Source organism: Bifidobacterium sp. ESL0728 (assembly GCF_029392015.1).
Classification (GTDB): Bacteria; Actinomycetota; Actinomycetes; order Actinomycetales; family Bifidobacteriaceae; genus Bifidobacterium.
The window spans coordinates 2,428,788-2,445,413 of record NZ_CP113925.1; the positions used below are offsets into that span (position 1 = coordinate 2,428,788).

The 16,626-nt window shown below is 55.8% G+C and carries 7 protein-coding genes; 2 read left to right on the top strand and 5 right to left on the bottom strand.

Features of this window, described 5'->3' with window-relative positions; genetic code table 11:
- Nucleotides 1-138: 138 nt before the first annotated feature.
- Complete coding sequence (gene metG, locus OZX67_RS09075; RefSeq protein WP_277142781.1) at nucleotides 139-2,013, bottom strand: methionine--tRNA ligase; 1,875 nt, start codon at nucleotides 2,011-2,013, stop codon at nucleotides 139-141.
- Between the two features lie 205 nt (nucleotides 2,014-2,218).
- Here metG and OZX67_RS09080 point away from each other — a divergent pair, with 205 nt between their 5' ends.
- Together OZX67_RS09080 and OZX67_RS09085 are read left to right on the top strand one after the other, a co-directional pair.
- Entirely contained in the window at nucleotides 2,219-3,166 is a 948-nt protein-coding gene (locus OZX67_RS09080) for a hypothetical protein (RefSeq protein ID WP_277142783.1), read from the top strand.
- Nucleotides 3,167-3,391: 225 nt separating this feature from the next.
- Entirely contained in the window at nucleotides 3,392-5,248 is a 1,857-nt protein-coding gene (locus tag OZX67_RS09085; protein WP_277142785.1) for an MFS transporter, read from the top strand.
- 201 nt (nucleotides 5,249-5,449) lie between these two features.
- Here OZX67_RS09085 and OZX67_RS09090 read toward each other — a convergent pair whose 3' ends face one another.
- The 4 genes from OZX67_RS09090 to OZX67_RS09105 all read right to left on the bottom strand — a co-directional run bounded on the left by OZX67_RS09090 (nucleotide 5,450) and on the right by OZX67_RS09105 (nucleotide 16,515).
- Nucleotides 5,450-6,517 (bottom strand): class C sortase, encoded by a 1,068-nt coding sequence (locus OZX67_RS09090; protein WP_277142787.1) that lies wholly within the window; start codon nucleotides 6,515-6,517, stop codon nucleotides 5,450-5,452.
- Between the two features lie 249 nt (nucleotides 6,518-6,766).
- Complete coding sequence (locus OZX67_RS09095) at nucleotides 6,767-8,806, bottom strand: isopeptide-forming domain-containing fimbrial protein (RefSeq protein WP_277142789.1); 2,040 nt, start codon at nucleotides 8,804-8,806, stop codon at nucleotides 6,767-6,769.
- A 158-nt stretch (nucleotides 8,807-8,964) separates the two neighbouring features.
- Nucleotides 8,965-12,063, bottom strand: coding sequence for a hypothetical protein (locus OZX67_RS09100; protein ID WP_277142791.1), 3,099 nt, complete (start codon nucleotides 12,061-12,063; stop codon nucleotides 8,965-8,967).
- 729 nt (nucleotides 12,064-12,792) lie between these two features.
- Nucleotides 12,793-16,515, bottom strand: a complete 3,723-nt coding sequence (locus OZX67_RS09105; protein ID WP_277142793.1) for a BspA family leucine-rich repeat surface protein — start codon at nucleotides 16,513-16,515, stop codon at nucleotides 12,793-12,795.
- Nucleotides 16,516-16,626: the final 111 nt, after the last annotated feature.

Consider the following 16,626-nt stretch of genomic DNA (forward strand, 5'->3'; position numbering starts at 1 on the left):
CGCAACAGGATTTGACGCCGCGCTCCCACAAATGAAAAACGTTTCGGCCTTGCCGCATTATGTTATTGCGGTAAGGCCGAAACGCTATATAAGCATTCCTGCAATTCGTTCTTTAGAACGGCCTATTTAAAAAACGGGCTATTTACTTTTCCCTTCGGCAAGCTTTTCCTTGGCTTCCTCCAAGCGCTTGGCCTCGGCCTCCTTGCGAGCCTCCAAGTCGGCCTCGAAACGCTCCAGCTCTTCGGTGACGGCCTCCTTCGGAATCTTCTGGAAGATGGGCGAAGGCTTGGGAACCGGGGTGCCGGGGATAAGCGGTTCGCTTTGCCAAGGATGCACGGTACGGCCGAGTTCGTAGTCACCGGTGATGATCGGATATTTGAAACCGGGCTTGTCGAGATCCTCGACCTCTTCGATATGGGGCAGCGGCGAGAACGTGCCGACTCCACCGAGCGCCTCCCACACCTTCTGCGCGGACTGCGGCAGGAACGGGGCGAGCAGGTGGTTCGCATCGCTGACGGCCTGTGCGCAGATATGCAGCACGGTGCCGAGACGCTTGGGGTCATCCTTGATCTTCCACGGCTCGACCGCGGAAATGTATTTGTTGATGTCGCCGACGACCTTCATGGCCTCGTTTAGGGCGTTCTTCTGGTGATGGTGCTCGATGAGCCCGCCGACCACGTCGAAAGCAGTGGCCGTCTCTTCGAGCAAGGCACGGTCTTCGGCGGTCATGGAATCCTCGTCAAGCTCAGGAATCTCACCGAAGTTCTTGTACATGAGGTTGGCGACGCGGTTGACCAGGTTGCCCCAGCTGGCGGCAAGCTCTTCGTTATTGTGCCGAACGAACTCCGACCAGGTGAAATCGGCGTCGGAAGTCTCCGGGCCAGCCACAGAAATGTAATACCGAACAGCGTCAACAGGGTAACGAGCCAGAATGTCCTTGACATAGATGACGATGCCGCGTGAAGAGCTGAACTTCTTGCCTTCCATAGTCATGAACTCACTGGCAACGACCTGCTCGGGCAGGTTGAGCTTGCCGTATTCGCCGGGTTCGCCGCCTTTGGAGCCTTCGCCATTGTACGCAAGAATCTCGGAAGGCCAAATCTGGGAATGGAAGGTGATGTTGTCCTTGCCCATGAAGTAATAGGCCGGGGACTTCGGGTCGTTCCACCACTTCTTCCATGCCTCTGGGTCGCCCTTGCGGCGGGCCCATTCAATGGAGGCGGACAAATACCCGATAACGGCATCAAACCACACGTACAGCTTCTTGTTGGGGTTGTCGATCCAGCCGTCGACCGGCACGGGGATGCCCCAGTCGATGTCGCGCGTGATGGCGCGTGGTTTGACTTCCTTGAAGAGGCCAAGCGAGAAGTTGATGACGTTGGTGCGCCAGCCCTTACGGGTCTTCAGCCACGCGAGGTTCGCCTCGGCGAGCGCCGGCAGGTCGAGGAAGAAATGCTCGGTTTCCTTGAAATCAGGGGTCTCACCGTTGATCTTGGAAACGGGGTTGATCAGCTCGTCCGGATCGAGCTCGTTGCCACAGTTGTCGCACTGGTCGCCGCGAGCGCCGTCGGCCCCGCAAATCGGGCAGGTGCCCTCGATATAGCGGTCGGGCAGGGTGCGGCCGGTGGAAGGCGAAATCGCAACCTTCTGCGTACCTTTATATATGTAACCGTTCTTGAGGCACTGCTTGAACAGTTCCTGAACGACATGCTCGTGATTGCCCGTCGTGGTGCGGGTAAAGAGGTCGTAGCTCAGGCCCAAATCGCAAAGATCCTTGGCAATCACACGGTTGTAGCGGTTGGCCAGCTCCTGCGGGCTCACGCCTTCCTTGTCCGCCTCGACCAGAATCGGGGTGCCATGCTCATCGGTGCCGGAAACCATCAGGACATCGTTGCCCTTCATGCGTTCATAACGCGCGTATACATCGGAAGGCACGCCGAAGCCGGCCACGTGTCCGATATGGCGTGGGCCGTTCGCATACGGCCATGCAACGTTCACCAAAATATGTGTCATAACTACCGATTATTGGGCCCAGCGGGGACAGCAACCGGCTTTTTGACGAAGACCATCAGCAGAATTGAGACAATGAGCGCAACGAGGCGACTTGTTGACCGTGTCGTCCACAATTTCCGAAGTCGGGTCTTGAGTTATGCACATATCCACATTTCGCATTTTTCGATTTGCCAATACTACAGAGACATATCTATATTGCGGAAACATGAACACTACAACCACAAGCACACAGCGCATCAGCCAATCCACTATCCGCGAGACGACGAAGCGAGACGAATACCCAGGCACCGGCCGGCCGCCCCCGCCGAACACCGCAAAGCCGGACATACGCCAAAGGCAAGGCAGCGGCAGACCAGGCGTCCTCGGACGGAAACAACGCAATCGCAAGTTGAAAACCCGCAAAGACGAGGGCAGAGAAAAGGAAGGTTGTAAAGAAGCACGGTTCGATGAGAACGTCCCGGATCTCCCCGAACGCAGCGTCCCGACGAGCACCGCTACCAGCGTCGGCAACGGTGTCAACAACGGCAACGGAACCGGCGTCAACAACGGCACCAGCGTCGGCAACGTCAGCACAACCATGATGCCCGCCCCAGTGAACCGCACCATGCCGATGCTCATGAGCAACCGCGATCTGCCGGGGCCTCTGAGCATGAACCGGCTCGACGATTTCGGCGCCGTCCACCGCCTCGACGACATCAACGCCTATCTCGCCGAATACTCCGACACGCTTTTCGGCAGAGGCATCATCATGACCAAAGTCGTGCCAAGACCGTCAATCGCCTGCGGTCGCAGCGCGCTATGGGTATGGATGGGCGGTACGTTCCCCGATGCCATTGACATCATCTCGGCTTCGCACTTCCGCTCGATGGCCTACGGACGGCCAATCAAAACCTACGACCGCAACGTACCTGAGGGGCAGATGAGCTCCATCGCCGGCCTCAAAGTGACCTCCCCGACAAGGACCGCCTGCGACATCGCGCTGATGAGCTCCTCCACCATACCGGACAAACGACGTGCGGAACTGACCTGTGCGATTGTGCAGGAATATCATATCGATCCCGTCGAATGCTTGGAAATACTCGAAAAGAACCATTTCTGGCCGAATGTGCCGCAGGCGCGTCAGTTCTTCAAAGCCGTTCAATACTGCTTCTAGAACGTTATATATACGGCAAAACGGGAATACGACCGTTTTCTGGCCTGAATCAGCCAAAATGCGGGAAAACGGCCGCCGAACAATCCTCGATCAATGGAAATCACAAGACAAAAATCGGCAATTAAGCCAAACAACAAAAATAAGATGGAAAGAGAGTTATCATGGTGTAATTGCGTTAGCGCCCATAAGACGAGCTGCATTGCGCTTTGAAAGGACAAATTCGTCATGTCATCACCAGCCAATCAGGGGCAGAACCGCGATTCTGAAGGCTCAAGGCAAAGCCAGCACGGGGTACATCCGATTCAAAGCGTCAAGAACGTGATGCATATCGGGGCAGGATCGGCGCAAGACAAATCCGGTCAGGGCAAAGCGGCAAACGCAACCAACGAACCGCAAATGCAGAAAATCCATGTCCGCCGCCAGTACCTGCGTACCAAAGACGTCACCGTCGTCGAGGAAAAGACGCTGAAACAGGCCATCGCCGGCACCGTGGTCGGCAACTTTATGGAATGGTACGATTTCGGTATTTACGGCTATCTCGCGGTAACGATGGCGAGCGTTTTCACCAGCGGACTGCCGAAAAGCATGAGCCTGATCGTGATGCTGCTCGGTTTTGCGGTGAGCTTCCTCGTCCGGCCGCTCGGCGGCATCGTTTTGGGCCCGCTCGGCGACCGCGTGGGCCGGCAGAAAGTGCTCTTCCTGACGATGGGCATGATGGTGGTCTCCACCGCGCTTATCGGCGTTCTGCCAACCAGCAAACAGATCGGCGTGTGGGCCATCGTACCGCTCTACGCCTTGCAGATGGTGCAGGGCTTCTCGACCGGCGGCGAATACTCCGGTGCAACCACCTACATCTCCGAGTTCTCGCCCGACCGCAAGCGCGGCTTCTACAGCGCCTGGCTCGATATGGGCTCCTACATCGGTTCGGCGTTCGGCGCCGCGATGGTGGCCATCACCACGACCATCGCCGAGAACGGCTGGGGCGCGAACGCCATGGTCGACGGCGGCTGGCGCATTCCCTATTTGCTGACCATTCCGCTGGGTATCCTCGCCATGGCGCTTCGTACGCATATTCCCGAAACCCCGCAATTCGCGGCGCATCAGGAACGCCAGCAGGAAGAGCAGGAGCATTGGTCACACGAGGCGGAAGAGGCCGCGTGGAGGCAGGAATCCCCTTGGGACCGCCCCGGCACGATGCTTTACGTCATCAAGCGCCACTGGCGTCGTCTGTTAATCGCCGTCGCGATCGTAGCGGCCACCAACACCGCCGGCTACGTGCTCACCAGCTATATGCCGACCTATCTGCGTGAGGAAGTCGGGACGACACCGACCATGGCTGCCGCCGCTACCGTACCTGTACTTATCATCATGGCGTTGTGCCTGCCGCTCATTGGCCATCTTTCCGACATCATTGGCCGCAAGCCGATTTACGGCATCGCGGTGATTTCGACGTTCATACTGGTCTATCCGGCGTTCCAGCTGCTCCATCACGGCACATTCTGGACCATCCAGGCCGCGCTGGCGATGATCGCCGTCCCCGTGGCCTTCTATGCAGGCGTTTCCGCAAGCACACTGCCGGCGCTGTTCCCCACCGAATCCCGCTTCTCCGGCATGGGCCTTTCCTACAACTTCGCGGTTTCCCTGTTCGGCGGCACGACGCCGCTGGTCTCGCAGGCGCTGATTACTTTCACAGGCAATCACGACGCCCCCGGCTTCTATATCATGTTCTTCGCGATTTTCAGCGGTATCGCCGCCATCGTGATGCGCGAATCCTCCAAGGCTCCTCTGCCTGGCTCCATGCCGACGGTGGGCAGCGAGGAAGAGGCGCGCGAACTCGTCCTGACGCAGGAGCAGAATCCGAATCTCGACACCAGCACCATGCCGATGCCGATGATTACCGTGGAAATCCCGGTGGGCCAGACGCTCCCCCAGCGTCCGGAAAACATCAAGCCGGTCATTCACAACGACAATGATCCGAAATCTGAATCAGAAGATCATTCCGAAAACAAGAAAGACGAAAAAGACAAAAAACCAGAGGATACAGCCGGCAAAAATCCGACAAATAATCCAATGACCAAGTAATCACAACCTCGAATACCTGACTCCAGTGGCCAGCCCGGCATCAGATCAGAGCGAAATCACCGTCTCTCGGACCAGAGCGAGGTTTCGCGAACTGAAGAGCCAGAGCGAAATCCCGCTCATCTTCCTGCCGCCACAAAATCACACCACCCGTTTATGCACTGCGGGGACTTCGCTCATCTTCCTGCCGCCTGAAAAATACCGCTAGCCTTCGTGCCGCGGCAACGTCTTTCGCGGCATACGTTGCGAAAGCCACCACAGCCATGTATGCGGCGGACGCATCGCAATGCCCGAATGCTGAATGAGCCACGGCTTGCGGTGCAGCGAACGCACTATTGCCAGCCCCAGAATCAACCCGGCGAGCGCAACGAGCACACCAAACACCACCGGGTCGCCCTTGGCTTTGTCCGGGTTGGGAATCGGCTCAGGAATGGGCTGGCGCGTGCCGGTGATGACCAGACGTTGCGTATTGACCCCGTAGGGCGTGCAGGTCATCAGCGTGACCAGATCGCGCCCCGGAACCACCTTATACAGGTGCGTGTCGGAAGGGTCGATGACGTGGATGCCGATAATGCGGTAGCCCATCGTACGGTTCAAGGTCTGCACGTAAAAAATATCGCCCCTTTTGAGCTCATCAAGACGGGTGAAGAGCAGCGCGTTCTGCAAGCCTGTGTGGCCGCTTAAAACGGCGTTTGTGGAAGGCCCGCCGACCGGCAGGCTCGTGCCGTAAAGGTGGCCGGCGCCATGCTCAAGCGCGTGATCGGAAGTACCGTGGAAAATCGGCATTTTCACGGAAATCCTCGGGATGCGGATGGTTCCCATCACTCCGGTGCCGTCGTTGAGCAACGACTGGTATTCCTGGTCCTTTTCCGATTCCGGCTTGGCATTCGGGTTGCCGGTATCGAACGGATCGGTGAACTCGCCAAGCAGCGGCTGCCCCTGGGCGACGATACGCTGGTTATAGGCGATGGCGCGATGATATTCATCTGCGACCTTGCCTTGCGGCCATTGAGCGATGCGGCTGATCGACGCCGAAACCTCGGCGTTCTCCTTATACATATTGGCGACCCAACGTACCGGAAACCACGCTGCGGCCGTCAGAAGCGCCATCAGGCAGATCACGATGAGGATGTCGACGACAATGATGACGACCCTGCGGGCCTTGCTCGTTCTGCCGTCATCCACGTTGATGATGTCTTCGAACGAGCCGAAATTGATTGAATCAGGAACGGGCGTGGCCGCAACATTCGATGGCACATTCGGTGGCACCATGAACCCGCCCTTCCGTTACGTTTAACAACAAGTATTTATATTTATTACTTCTTGTTTATCTACTAAAAGCAGCAAGGCCCGGCGAAGAACCTCAACAAGCGTTCTTGCCGAACCTTTGCAACCAGTGCCTACCCGCTGATGACGGCTGTGAATCAATCCCCAAATCAACCCTCAACCGTCATCAACGGCTACCGGCGGGAAGCGAGCCGAAATCCGTAAACCTTGAGCTCGCTTCGACCGGCGACAGGCTCAGGCCTTGATGGCCGCACCTGCGTTGGCATTGTCGTTGGCACCAAGACGGCGACGCACGAAGATCAGCGTTGCGGTCAGGATGCCAAGCACGACGACGACCAGGAGCACGAGAATCGCGCCGGCGCCACCAGTCAACGGCAGCTGGGAGACGGAGTTGACGTTCTTCACGACAATGGCGCCCGCGTTAGGAGCCGAGTGATCGGTGCCCGTGGTGTTCCAGCTGACGTCATTGAGTGTGTTAGTCGCAGACGACACGTACTTCTTGCCGTTCGCCTCAACCAAGCCCCAGGTGTCGCCCTTATTGGCGAAGCCGGAAACGTTGTCCGCGGAACCTGCACCCACGCTGACCTCTATAGAGGGCTTGAACGTGCTGGAATAGCCGGCAGGGGCGGTGTCCTCGGCGAGCGTGTAGACGCCGTCAGCCAGGCCGTCAATCATCAGTTCGCCATTGGAAGTAGGCGCGCCGGCGACCGTATCGTTCGCGACGCCTGAAGTGGAGTCGTAGACGGAGAGCTTATCAGTGGCTGAGGCAGCGCTCTGATTGGCGGACTTCTTGTAGGAGCCATTACCATCCTGAAGGAACTTGATGGGGGTGGTTGAGCCAGACGCGGTCACGGTGAATTTCGCACCTGTAAGAGCGGAGCCGTCAACCTTCTTTTCCTTAATCACATTGAAGTGACGGAAGTAGGTCTTTGAATTGGTGTTCGTGCTGCCTTCGGTCTTGTCGTTGGTCACGGTTCCGTTTTGGCAGGTCGAGCTGACCGGCACGCAGTTGGTGACTTGGCCCGTGCTCGGGTCGACGTCGCCCTTATCGTGGCTCGGCTGGTTGTTGGTGTCGGAAGAATAACCCAATGTCACGCCGTTCTCGAGGGCCCCGCCCGTGGCCTCATCGTTGACCGTCATCGTGAACCTGACGACGATGGAGTCGCCATAGGTAAGGCTACGAACTGACGGGCTCAGATCGATGGTGAGGTACTGGGTGCTGGGGCTGTTGGCAGGGGTTGTGTATTTGGCATCGTTCACCGTATACTCTGAGGTGGCCAAATCCCTGCCGCCAGGAGCCGGCGCACCGACATGGATGCCGGTAATTGAACCGTAGCTCAGGCCACGCTGCGAAGGCGTATCAACCATCGTAAAGACGTAATGCGAATAACCGGTCGTCAGCGGAACCTTGGACTCCAGTTTGTAATGCAGCGTGCCACCGATGGAAGGATCGTTGGTAACCCCTCCGTCCGTGTCCAAGGACTTCTTGACCTGCGGGGCATCATTCTTCAGATCGACTTTGCCGAGAGCCTGCGTGCCAAGAGTGTTGTAGATCAAATCGGCGTTAGGGGCGGCACCCGGCATCACGATGCCAGTGCTGACCAACATCGGGATCGAGTTCTTATGAGACGTGCTGGTCAAACCGGTGGCTCCACTGGCGGTGACATCCTCGACTACATAGACGCCGGGAGTAAGATCAGTAATATTAACCGAGGCCCCAGTAGCCGTCGCCGTCCCGGCCGGAGAAGTAGTAAACAGATTCTGGAAAGCCGAGATGTTCGACAGCTCGGTGACGAACGTACGAAGGTTGCCCTTCCATCCGTTGGGAACGGTACCATTGTTTGAACTCGAATCGGTACCTGTCCAGCCAAGCCATTTCGAGGCTACTTCACCCACCGGGTTGTCTTCATAGCCTGCATCAGCGGTAGTCGGGGTAATACTTAGATCGGTTTTGGCCGCAGCCAATGCGGTGGCCGCATTCGCTTTAACTCCGGACACGGTGCTGACCGCGACGGACGACAGCACACCTGTCGAGGCGTCGCCTTCGGCATTTTCGTAATTGCCGACCTTGACGGCCGCAAACTTGTGCCCCTCCATGGTTCCTGCACCATTTACCGCATTGACGCCAATGGTGATGGTTGACTTTGACTTGGCTTGGTTCAAATCCAACGACGCATTTGCGGCGTTGGCGGCACCTAGAGGTGCCAGTGCGAGAAGGGTGGCGGCAGATACCGCAGCACCCACTATCGCACGAAGATTCATTTTCCTCTTCATGAAATGACCTTCCTTATTCTTTCATTTCCTATTGCATTCGATTGCTCGAATAAATTTCATTTCGTCCGTGCCCGCACGAGAGCTTCGAGAAGGCACAGGCTTCTTACTTGCCCCGTGTCATGTCGCTACCTCCCCGACAAAGCCGGAAATCACAAACTTCATTTCGCGTGCACCCCCTTATGAACCAGACGAGAATGCGTCTTGCGGAAGACGGCATAAGCTGTTGCAGCGATGACGGCCACCAGCAGAGCCAGCAGTAGCGCCCATCGCGAGAATCCACCGGTCATTGGCAATTTGCTCAGCGGAGGCTGCGAAATCATGCTGAGGTCTTCCTCAACGGACTGGTTGGTGGAGCTGTCGGTGACCTTTACCTTGACGGTGCCCTTGCGCATGCCTACAGGCAAAGGAACGTGCCAATAGCCCTTAGGCTTGCCGCTGGAGGAGTTGTTGATTGTGGTCGTCGAGGTCGTATTGTCGGGCCAGGTGACGGTGACCGTCGCGCCTTCTTCGGTGACACCGCCGTCGGCTGCATCGGAGTTGTCAGGCACCGCAATGCCACTCACACCTTGCCAATCGGCCGAAGTCATGCCCGGCTTGGGAGCGAAGATATTGACTTCCGAAGACTGGGTGGCAGCAGGAGACTGGGTGCCGTCGGAGGTTTGCGCCACTGCGCTGAACGTCCACTGATCGCCTTCAGTCTTCACATTGCCGGCGAACCAAGTCGGGTCGATGGTGCACTGCCAAGTAGTGGTCCCCTGGGGAAGGTTCGTGGCACTCTTGCCCTCCGAAGTGTTCCCGATCGAACACGAAACCTTCGAATCGCCCGTAAGCTCCGTGCCATAGGGGCTGCTGCCTGATGGCGTCGTCTTGCCCTTAGCATAGATATGCAGCGAAGATCCGCCGTCGGTCGAAGACACCGTACCGGAAATCTTCACCTTGGAGCCCGAAGGCAAGGCTGCCGTATTATTCGAGGTGTTCAGTACCGTATGCGGCACATCGGAGGTCGCGTGACTTCCGTCCGGTTTCGCTATGATCGCGTTGAACGTGGGTTTGGGGTCGGCAACCGAAGAGAAATTGGCCACCGAGATGTCCGACATATGCGAGGCGACATGCAATGGATCATTCGGGTCGATTTCATAAGCATGGTAACGACGTACGCGCTCCTTTTTCTGGGTATGGTTGACGGGCACGGTGTCTTGTATCGACCACGTTCCATCGGCCGCAACCGTCGCCGTGCCTACCGCAGTGCCGAATTTATCGTAGTCATCGCCGTTGGCTCTGGAATCCTTATCAGTATTCTTCACCATGATTGCGCCATTACTACGGTTGGGAACATCGTAATAGAGATGCACTTGATCGCCTGGCACCCCGTTGCTGCCACGAATCGTCGGTTTACTGGCCTGAGACCAGGCTTCATGATAAATAGTCTTACTCGTGCCACTGCTGTCGGTCTGTGTCGTCTCTGTTGTATTTCTATTGTCGCCCAAATCGGATTGCGACTCGGAAGGCGGATTCACTGATTCATTAGAGAAATCAGTGAAATCTTGCTCTTCGCTGGCAGTGTCCGCGTCGTCATTGGAAATTTTGTCGATTGTCGGCATCTTCGGACGGGCGACATCGAACTTGCAGAACGCGGTGCCGACGGTCCAGCCTGTATCAATCTGCTTTTGGACGGACGTTTGATCGGTGGCGGCCATCGTGGCGTCGATACCTTCAGTCGAAGGATTAGGGTGGACCAACGGGTCGGTCGCCGTGCATCTGGAGTCGACAACAGGCCAAGTGACCAGCTTGAAATAACCGTCGAGGTTCTGATCGGCCTTGGCTTTTCCGAAATCGATGCTGCCGTCGGATTTCATTGCGGAACCTGGCGTACCGGCACCGTCCACCATCAGGTTGTTGTTGCCGTGGGTAGGGGCATTCAAGGCGCTCAATTGGGTGAAATAAGGCTGACTGCCGACATGATTCCAAGTGCCGGTGGCATAATCATAATTATCAACACCGAAATCCGAACCATTTGTCGGCTTGTAACCAAGCACCGGTACATTATCAACTTCCTTGGCTGTAGGTGTCAGATCTTTTACCGGAACCCAGTTTTTTCCGTTCTGCAAACCTATCCATTGGAATTTGAAACCGCTGACCTTCGCACAGATATCACCCATGTTCCCGTCATAGAGCGCCGGATCATACCAGCGGACAAAGAAAGAGTTCGGCGGAGCGATTCCTGGACCAGTATTGACAGGGACGTTACCATCCCCTCCCAATCCCGCATCCGTAGTAAGCCCCCAATTCGACTGCCCACCGCCATTGCCATAATCGCTCCAAAGCTGAGGCCATTCATCGAATCCAACCCATGCCTGAGGAATGTTGCAGCCATGGTTATATATACCGTTGAAACAAATACCCGGATACGCGATCTGGTCGGCATCCGTAGCCACATTCGTCGCAAACGGCGCTCCGTCGCCTGAAGTGAGGTAAGTATTAATCCCCGCAGCCTGCTGGCCAGCCCAATTATTGCCAAGGCTGCTGCTGACATACGCATTGAGCCAGTCATAAGAGCCACTGCCCCAATCAATGGGACTCCTGTCCACTGGACCTACAAGAGCCCAGACGTGCTGTTTCCATATATTGCCGTGAGTGCCGGCTCGGCGCCAATACCCGTCGTTCTCATTAGGGATGTCCATATCCGCTTCAATGGAAACCGTGATGAAATCATAAGGGGCCGAACTCTCTACGGAAAGAATAGTGTAATACTCTGTGTTGTTTTCAGCCCATTGCGTTGCCCCGCTTTTCGGATTACCCCCGTAAACCGTATTTAAATAACCGACCGTATGGCCATAGTTCGGATACAAAGTCCCGTTACCGTCGTTACCGCCATTGCCGTAATCGTAGATTATTCTCAATCCGGTGTCGTACCCGGAACGAACCGTAGGATCGACTTCGCCATGCGCCACACGCACCACGAAATCCATACGCAGCTCATCGCGCAGAGTATCGATTTTGTTGTTACTGGACAGAAGCTTATACAGCACGGGCTTGCGCGACGCACCGTCGTGAACCGGATTGACTGACTGCCACTTCCAATCGTTGTTGGCTTGCGGCCCCACTTCGACCCCTTGGGTATTCACACCACTTTGGCTGCTCGCCCCGGGATTATCCGCCGATGCGGGTACTTTCGCTGCGACTATCGCCCCTGTTATCGTCAGCACGACGGCAGCCACGAGCGCTATCAGCCGTTTAAGGAGTACCTGACGCTTCATACGATCAACTTCCCCAAATTTTCTTCGTTCACGAGGCTTTGCGGCTTTGCTGAAATCCACCAGCCAGTTATCACGTATCCGCCTGCATATTTATTAAATTATTCGACGTCAAACGAAATACTTTGAATTTATTTCAACTGTTTCTACTTACCGAGAATAGCATTAATATTACAAATTCGTTCTATAAACTATTTTCGCAAATCCCTTTATTTTCAACGAAAATGAGCATTATTATGACTGATGTACATTATTGCAAATCAATAAACATTATTACGTTGAAGTATAACCAAAATTTCAGACGAATTACGTAAAATGTTTTAATAATGCTGACATAAATCATAAAAAAGTGATTAAAAGAAAGCTTTACAAATTCTGCTTGAAATGAAATTTTGTCCTGCAAATCGCAAAGTCGATGCAGAACCTTATAAAGACGCGAAAAGCCATTCACCACATTTTCATGAAGTGAATGGCTTTGAAAAAACAATGCTCCAGCTCAGCGGGCTTCTTACTTTTTAGCGCGCAAGGAGGCCAAGTTCTCGCTTCGGATTATCGATGGAGCTCAGACGGCAAACCCATGCAACCAACGTGTAGAACCGCTGTTGCGGAGGTCGGCGTGGATGCGCAGCCCTTCTTCAGGAGCCGGTCGCGCGTGCTGCGCCCGATGATGTCGCAGTGCAGCAGTCCATGCGATTATCGTTATGCCTCAGCTCTTGGCTTGGCATAACCCGATCACCGATTGCATTCCTCACTACGGTGCTGAGCAAAAATCGTCTTTTCCCGGCGCACATAGACAACCGCGGCGAGCACCAGTGCCAACACCAGGAAGATCCACCAGGGGAATGCAGACCGAGTCAGGGCAGCGGGAGCCGCAGACGCCTCTTCGCTACCGCAGACATCATTGCCGGCCAGATAGACATTGCCGGAAGCCTGCATGATGAACGCTGCCGTATTGGCACGCTTGTCGCCCGACACACAGGGGTCATGATGCCGAGGGGCAGCCTGATTGCGCTGCTGCGGGGCAACCGGAGCAGTGGACTGAGGTGCGGCAGCTTGCGGCGCCGCCGCCCGCGATGCGACACGAGGAACCGTGACGATCGTCGGCGCGTTGGCCCTGAACACGGGCACAGGGACGGGTGCGGTTACCGGCACAACCGATGGCGTCTGCTTGGCATTGCTGTCGGCAGTTACCGTCTGACCCTTGGCAGGAGCCTCAGACTTTGCAGGGGCTTTCGGAGCCTTCGGCTTTGCGGAGTCCGCAGAATGCGTCGGCCCTGCGGGTTCGCCTGGCCGTGCGTGTTCCGTCGGCTCTTCGGGCTGAGCAGATTCAGCAGGCTCAGTCCCTGCGGGTTCCGTCGGCCCAGCAGGTTCCTTTGGCTCTGAAGGCTTGGGCTCAGTAGGCCCAGGCTGAGCGGGTTCCGCCGGCCCCGCAGGCTCCTTTGGCCCTGAAGGCTTGGGCTTATTGGGCCCAGGTTGCGAAGGCCCAGCAGGCTGCAAAGGCCCCGAAGGCGGCAACGGACCCACAGGCGAAGGCTGCGTTGGAATGGCCGGGCCGAGGATAGGCACAACCTGATGTTCGACGGCCTTCCATCTGCCATAGAGCGTGACCGATGTACGGTCGGAAGTCAGATTGACTGTGTCTCCGGCCTGATAAGTGCGGGTGGTCTCCGGATCGAGCCAACCAAGGAACCTGTAACTATTGCTGTCATCATGAACGACCGTGTATTCGCTGGGGATGGTCAGCGTATAGGAAGTGTCCGCCAACTTATTGGGGCCGCTGGTCACCGTCGGGAACGTCTTGGCAAGGGTTCCGCCGGAAAGGTTGTTGTTGAACTGAAGCGAATAGATATACTTCTTGGCATGAACACGCTTCCACTGAGCGTAGATGGTGGTGTTCGGATCGGTTTCGTAAGCCCATAGGAATGGTTCGGTAATCTTATGGTTGCCTTCTTTATCAAGGCTCCAGCCAGTGAACTCGAAGTCCGAGGTCACATCGGCACCGGTGTCATCGTGAAGCGTGAATATTCTCTCCAACCCGGCAGAAAGCGGCCACCTGATTACAGAAGAAGCATGATCAAAGCACCAAGGATTATACAATGGATTCTGTTCGAACGTTATGTCCGCGTCCGCTTCGGGAACATGACCCTTCATGAACAGCTTGTAATGCGTATTCCATTGCGCATACAGCGTCAACGTCGGATTGCTGCTGTTCAGCGTAACGTGGTCACCGACTTTATAAGTGGTACCCGTTGTGTCAGTATAAGAATCCTGAACTGTCGACCAGCCAGTGAACTCATGAAGGCCGCTGGTGTCAGTATAGACGTCGTCGTTGCCGAGCGTAAACGTATGGCTAGTATCGGTCGTCGTGCTGCTGAGCGTGATGGTGTCAGCGTCGATGACGGCTCCCGGCTTTCCGTTCTTTTCCAACGTCAGCTTGTACTGCACCTGCACCTGCTTGCGCTGCCACTGAGCCGTCAGGTGATTGACACCGGCCTTGAGCGTCAAGTCGACGCCGGGTGCGCCAGCCTGATAAACCGTCCCGTCGTCGGCCTTCCAGCCGGTAAACTCATACTGTTCTGCAGTCGGGGCACCCATAGGAAAATCAAGAACCACCTCTTTGGTGCCGGTTTTACCGTAATAGACCGACTCCGCGGGGTCGGGCATACCACTTACCGACCCACTGGGCAGACTCCCCGTGTCATAACGCAAAGTATAGGAACGTTCCCATTGGTATTCGCCCGCGAACGGCTGACTGCCTTGTGTACGCGCCGCGAGCTGACCGGAAGCATCAGCGCTAGTGCGATCGACGAGCCAACGCGCAGTTCCTGGCGCGCCACGCGTCAGCATCCACTGGCCGCTGTATCCCAATTCCGGGTCGCTCGGCGGCTGGCCAGTAGTCTGGTAGGAACGGAGGAAGTCCGCCTTGATAACGGTATCCGGCCCAAGTATAAAATCACGGATTCCCTCGGTACGATCAGCGTCATTGTGAGGATATTTTTGAGGGGAGTCGAACATATCTGAGCCATCCGTCAACGAACGGGTGTTCCAGGAGGAAAGATCAAGCTTGGTCAGGCTGGTCCCTTCGAACATGCCTGGCGCACTGGTCAACGCCGAGATATGCCACTTGGCGATTTCGGTTGCCCAGGCAGGTTCCTCTTGCACCTTGCCACCGGCTCCCTCGAACATATCGTCCGCAGCCGTCAGCTGGGAAACATTCCAATCGCCGATTCCACGAATCGTTGTCAAATACGAGTCCCCACTGAACATACATTTCATCGTCGTGACACGACTGGGGTTCCAACCCCGCACATCTACGCTCTTCAATGCAAAATCGTTGGTAAACAGGTAATCCATTCCACGACCTGGAATCGAACCCACGTTGGATACATCCCAGCCCTGCAAATCAAGCGCTTCAAGGGAGTCCATATACGAAAAGACGTTGTACATATCCTTGACATTGGAGACGTTCCAACCTGACAAATCGCCGACACTCGTCAAGGACTTGGCAAACGAGAACAGATAGTTCATATCGTACAGTTTTTTGGTCTGCCAATTTGACAGGTCAAGGCTCTTAAGGCTGGAATCGTATTGGAACATGCCTTCCATGTTGCCGACCTGGGAAACGTCCCAATTGCCGATGTCGCCAACCGTGGTGAGCTGCGAGTCCCGATCAAACATATAATACATAAACCGCACATGGGAGACATTCCACTTATGTAGGTCGAGCGACGTCAAGTGCGTGGCGCCCCTGAACATGGAAGTCATATCGGTGACCTGGCTGGTATCGACATCGCCGATACCAACAATTTCCGTCAACAAATTCTGGCTGAGGCCCCAACCATTGTATTTGTCGTAACCAAAAAGCCCCGCGCTATTTGCAGGCAGATGGGTGTTGCTGGGATCGTCGAAGACCACTTTGCTGACGTTGGTCAGCACATCAGACATGAGATACCAGTCACCGCTTTTATGGGTGTTGGCTGCCAACGTACCAGTGCCCACATGAAGCGTGTAGGTGGAATCGGCATTAATCTCGCAGGTGTAAGCGGCCGTGCCCCACGTACCGCCTGGGCACGTGGCTTGCGGGCCCACTACCGGCTGCTGGCCGACCGTGGGCTGCTGCCGCTGCACCGGGCCATTAGCCTGGGCCGCCGGAGCAGCATCCTTCTTGGCCTCGGCATTGGCGGAACCGCTTTGATCGGCAGAATCCACATCGCCCTTCTTATCGTTGGATTGACTCGGATTTTCGCCGGATTGCTGCTGCGCATTATTCGACGAATCGTCGCCACCGGGCTGCTGTCCGCCTTGCCCTTGAGCGGCATCCATGCTTTGCGAGTTGGTCTGCTCGTTATCAGCCGAGTTGCCATCCGTCGGTTGCGCCAACGCGGTGACGGCGGTGCTCAGCATCATTGCCGCAGCAGCCAGAACACCAATAAGTTTCGTACTCTTTCTACTCATCTCTCAACACCCTCTTAGTGAGACACCCTGCATCTCTTTGTATAACACTCAGTGTAATGCGAATTTGAGACAATGCAATATTTGATGTCTATCAAATTGGCTGATTTTCTC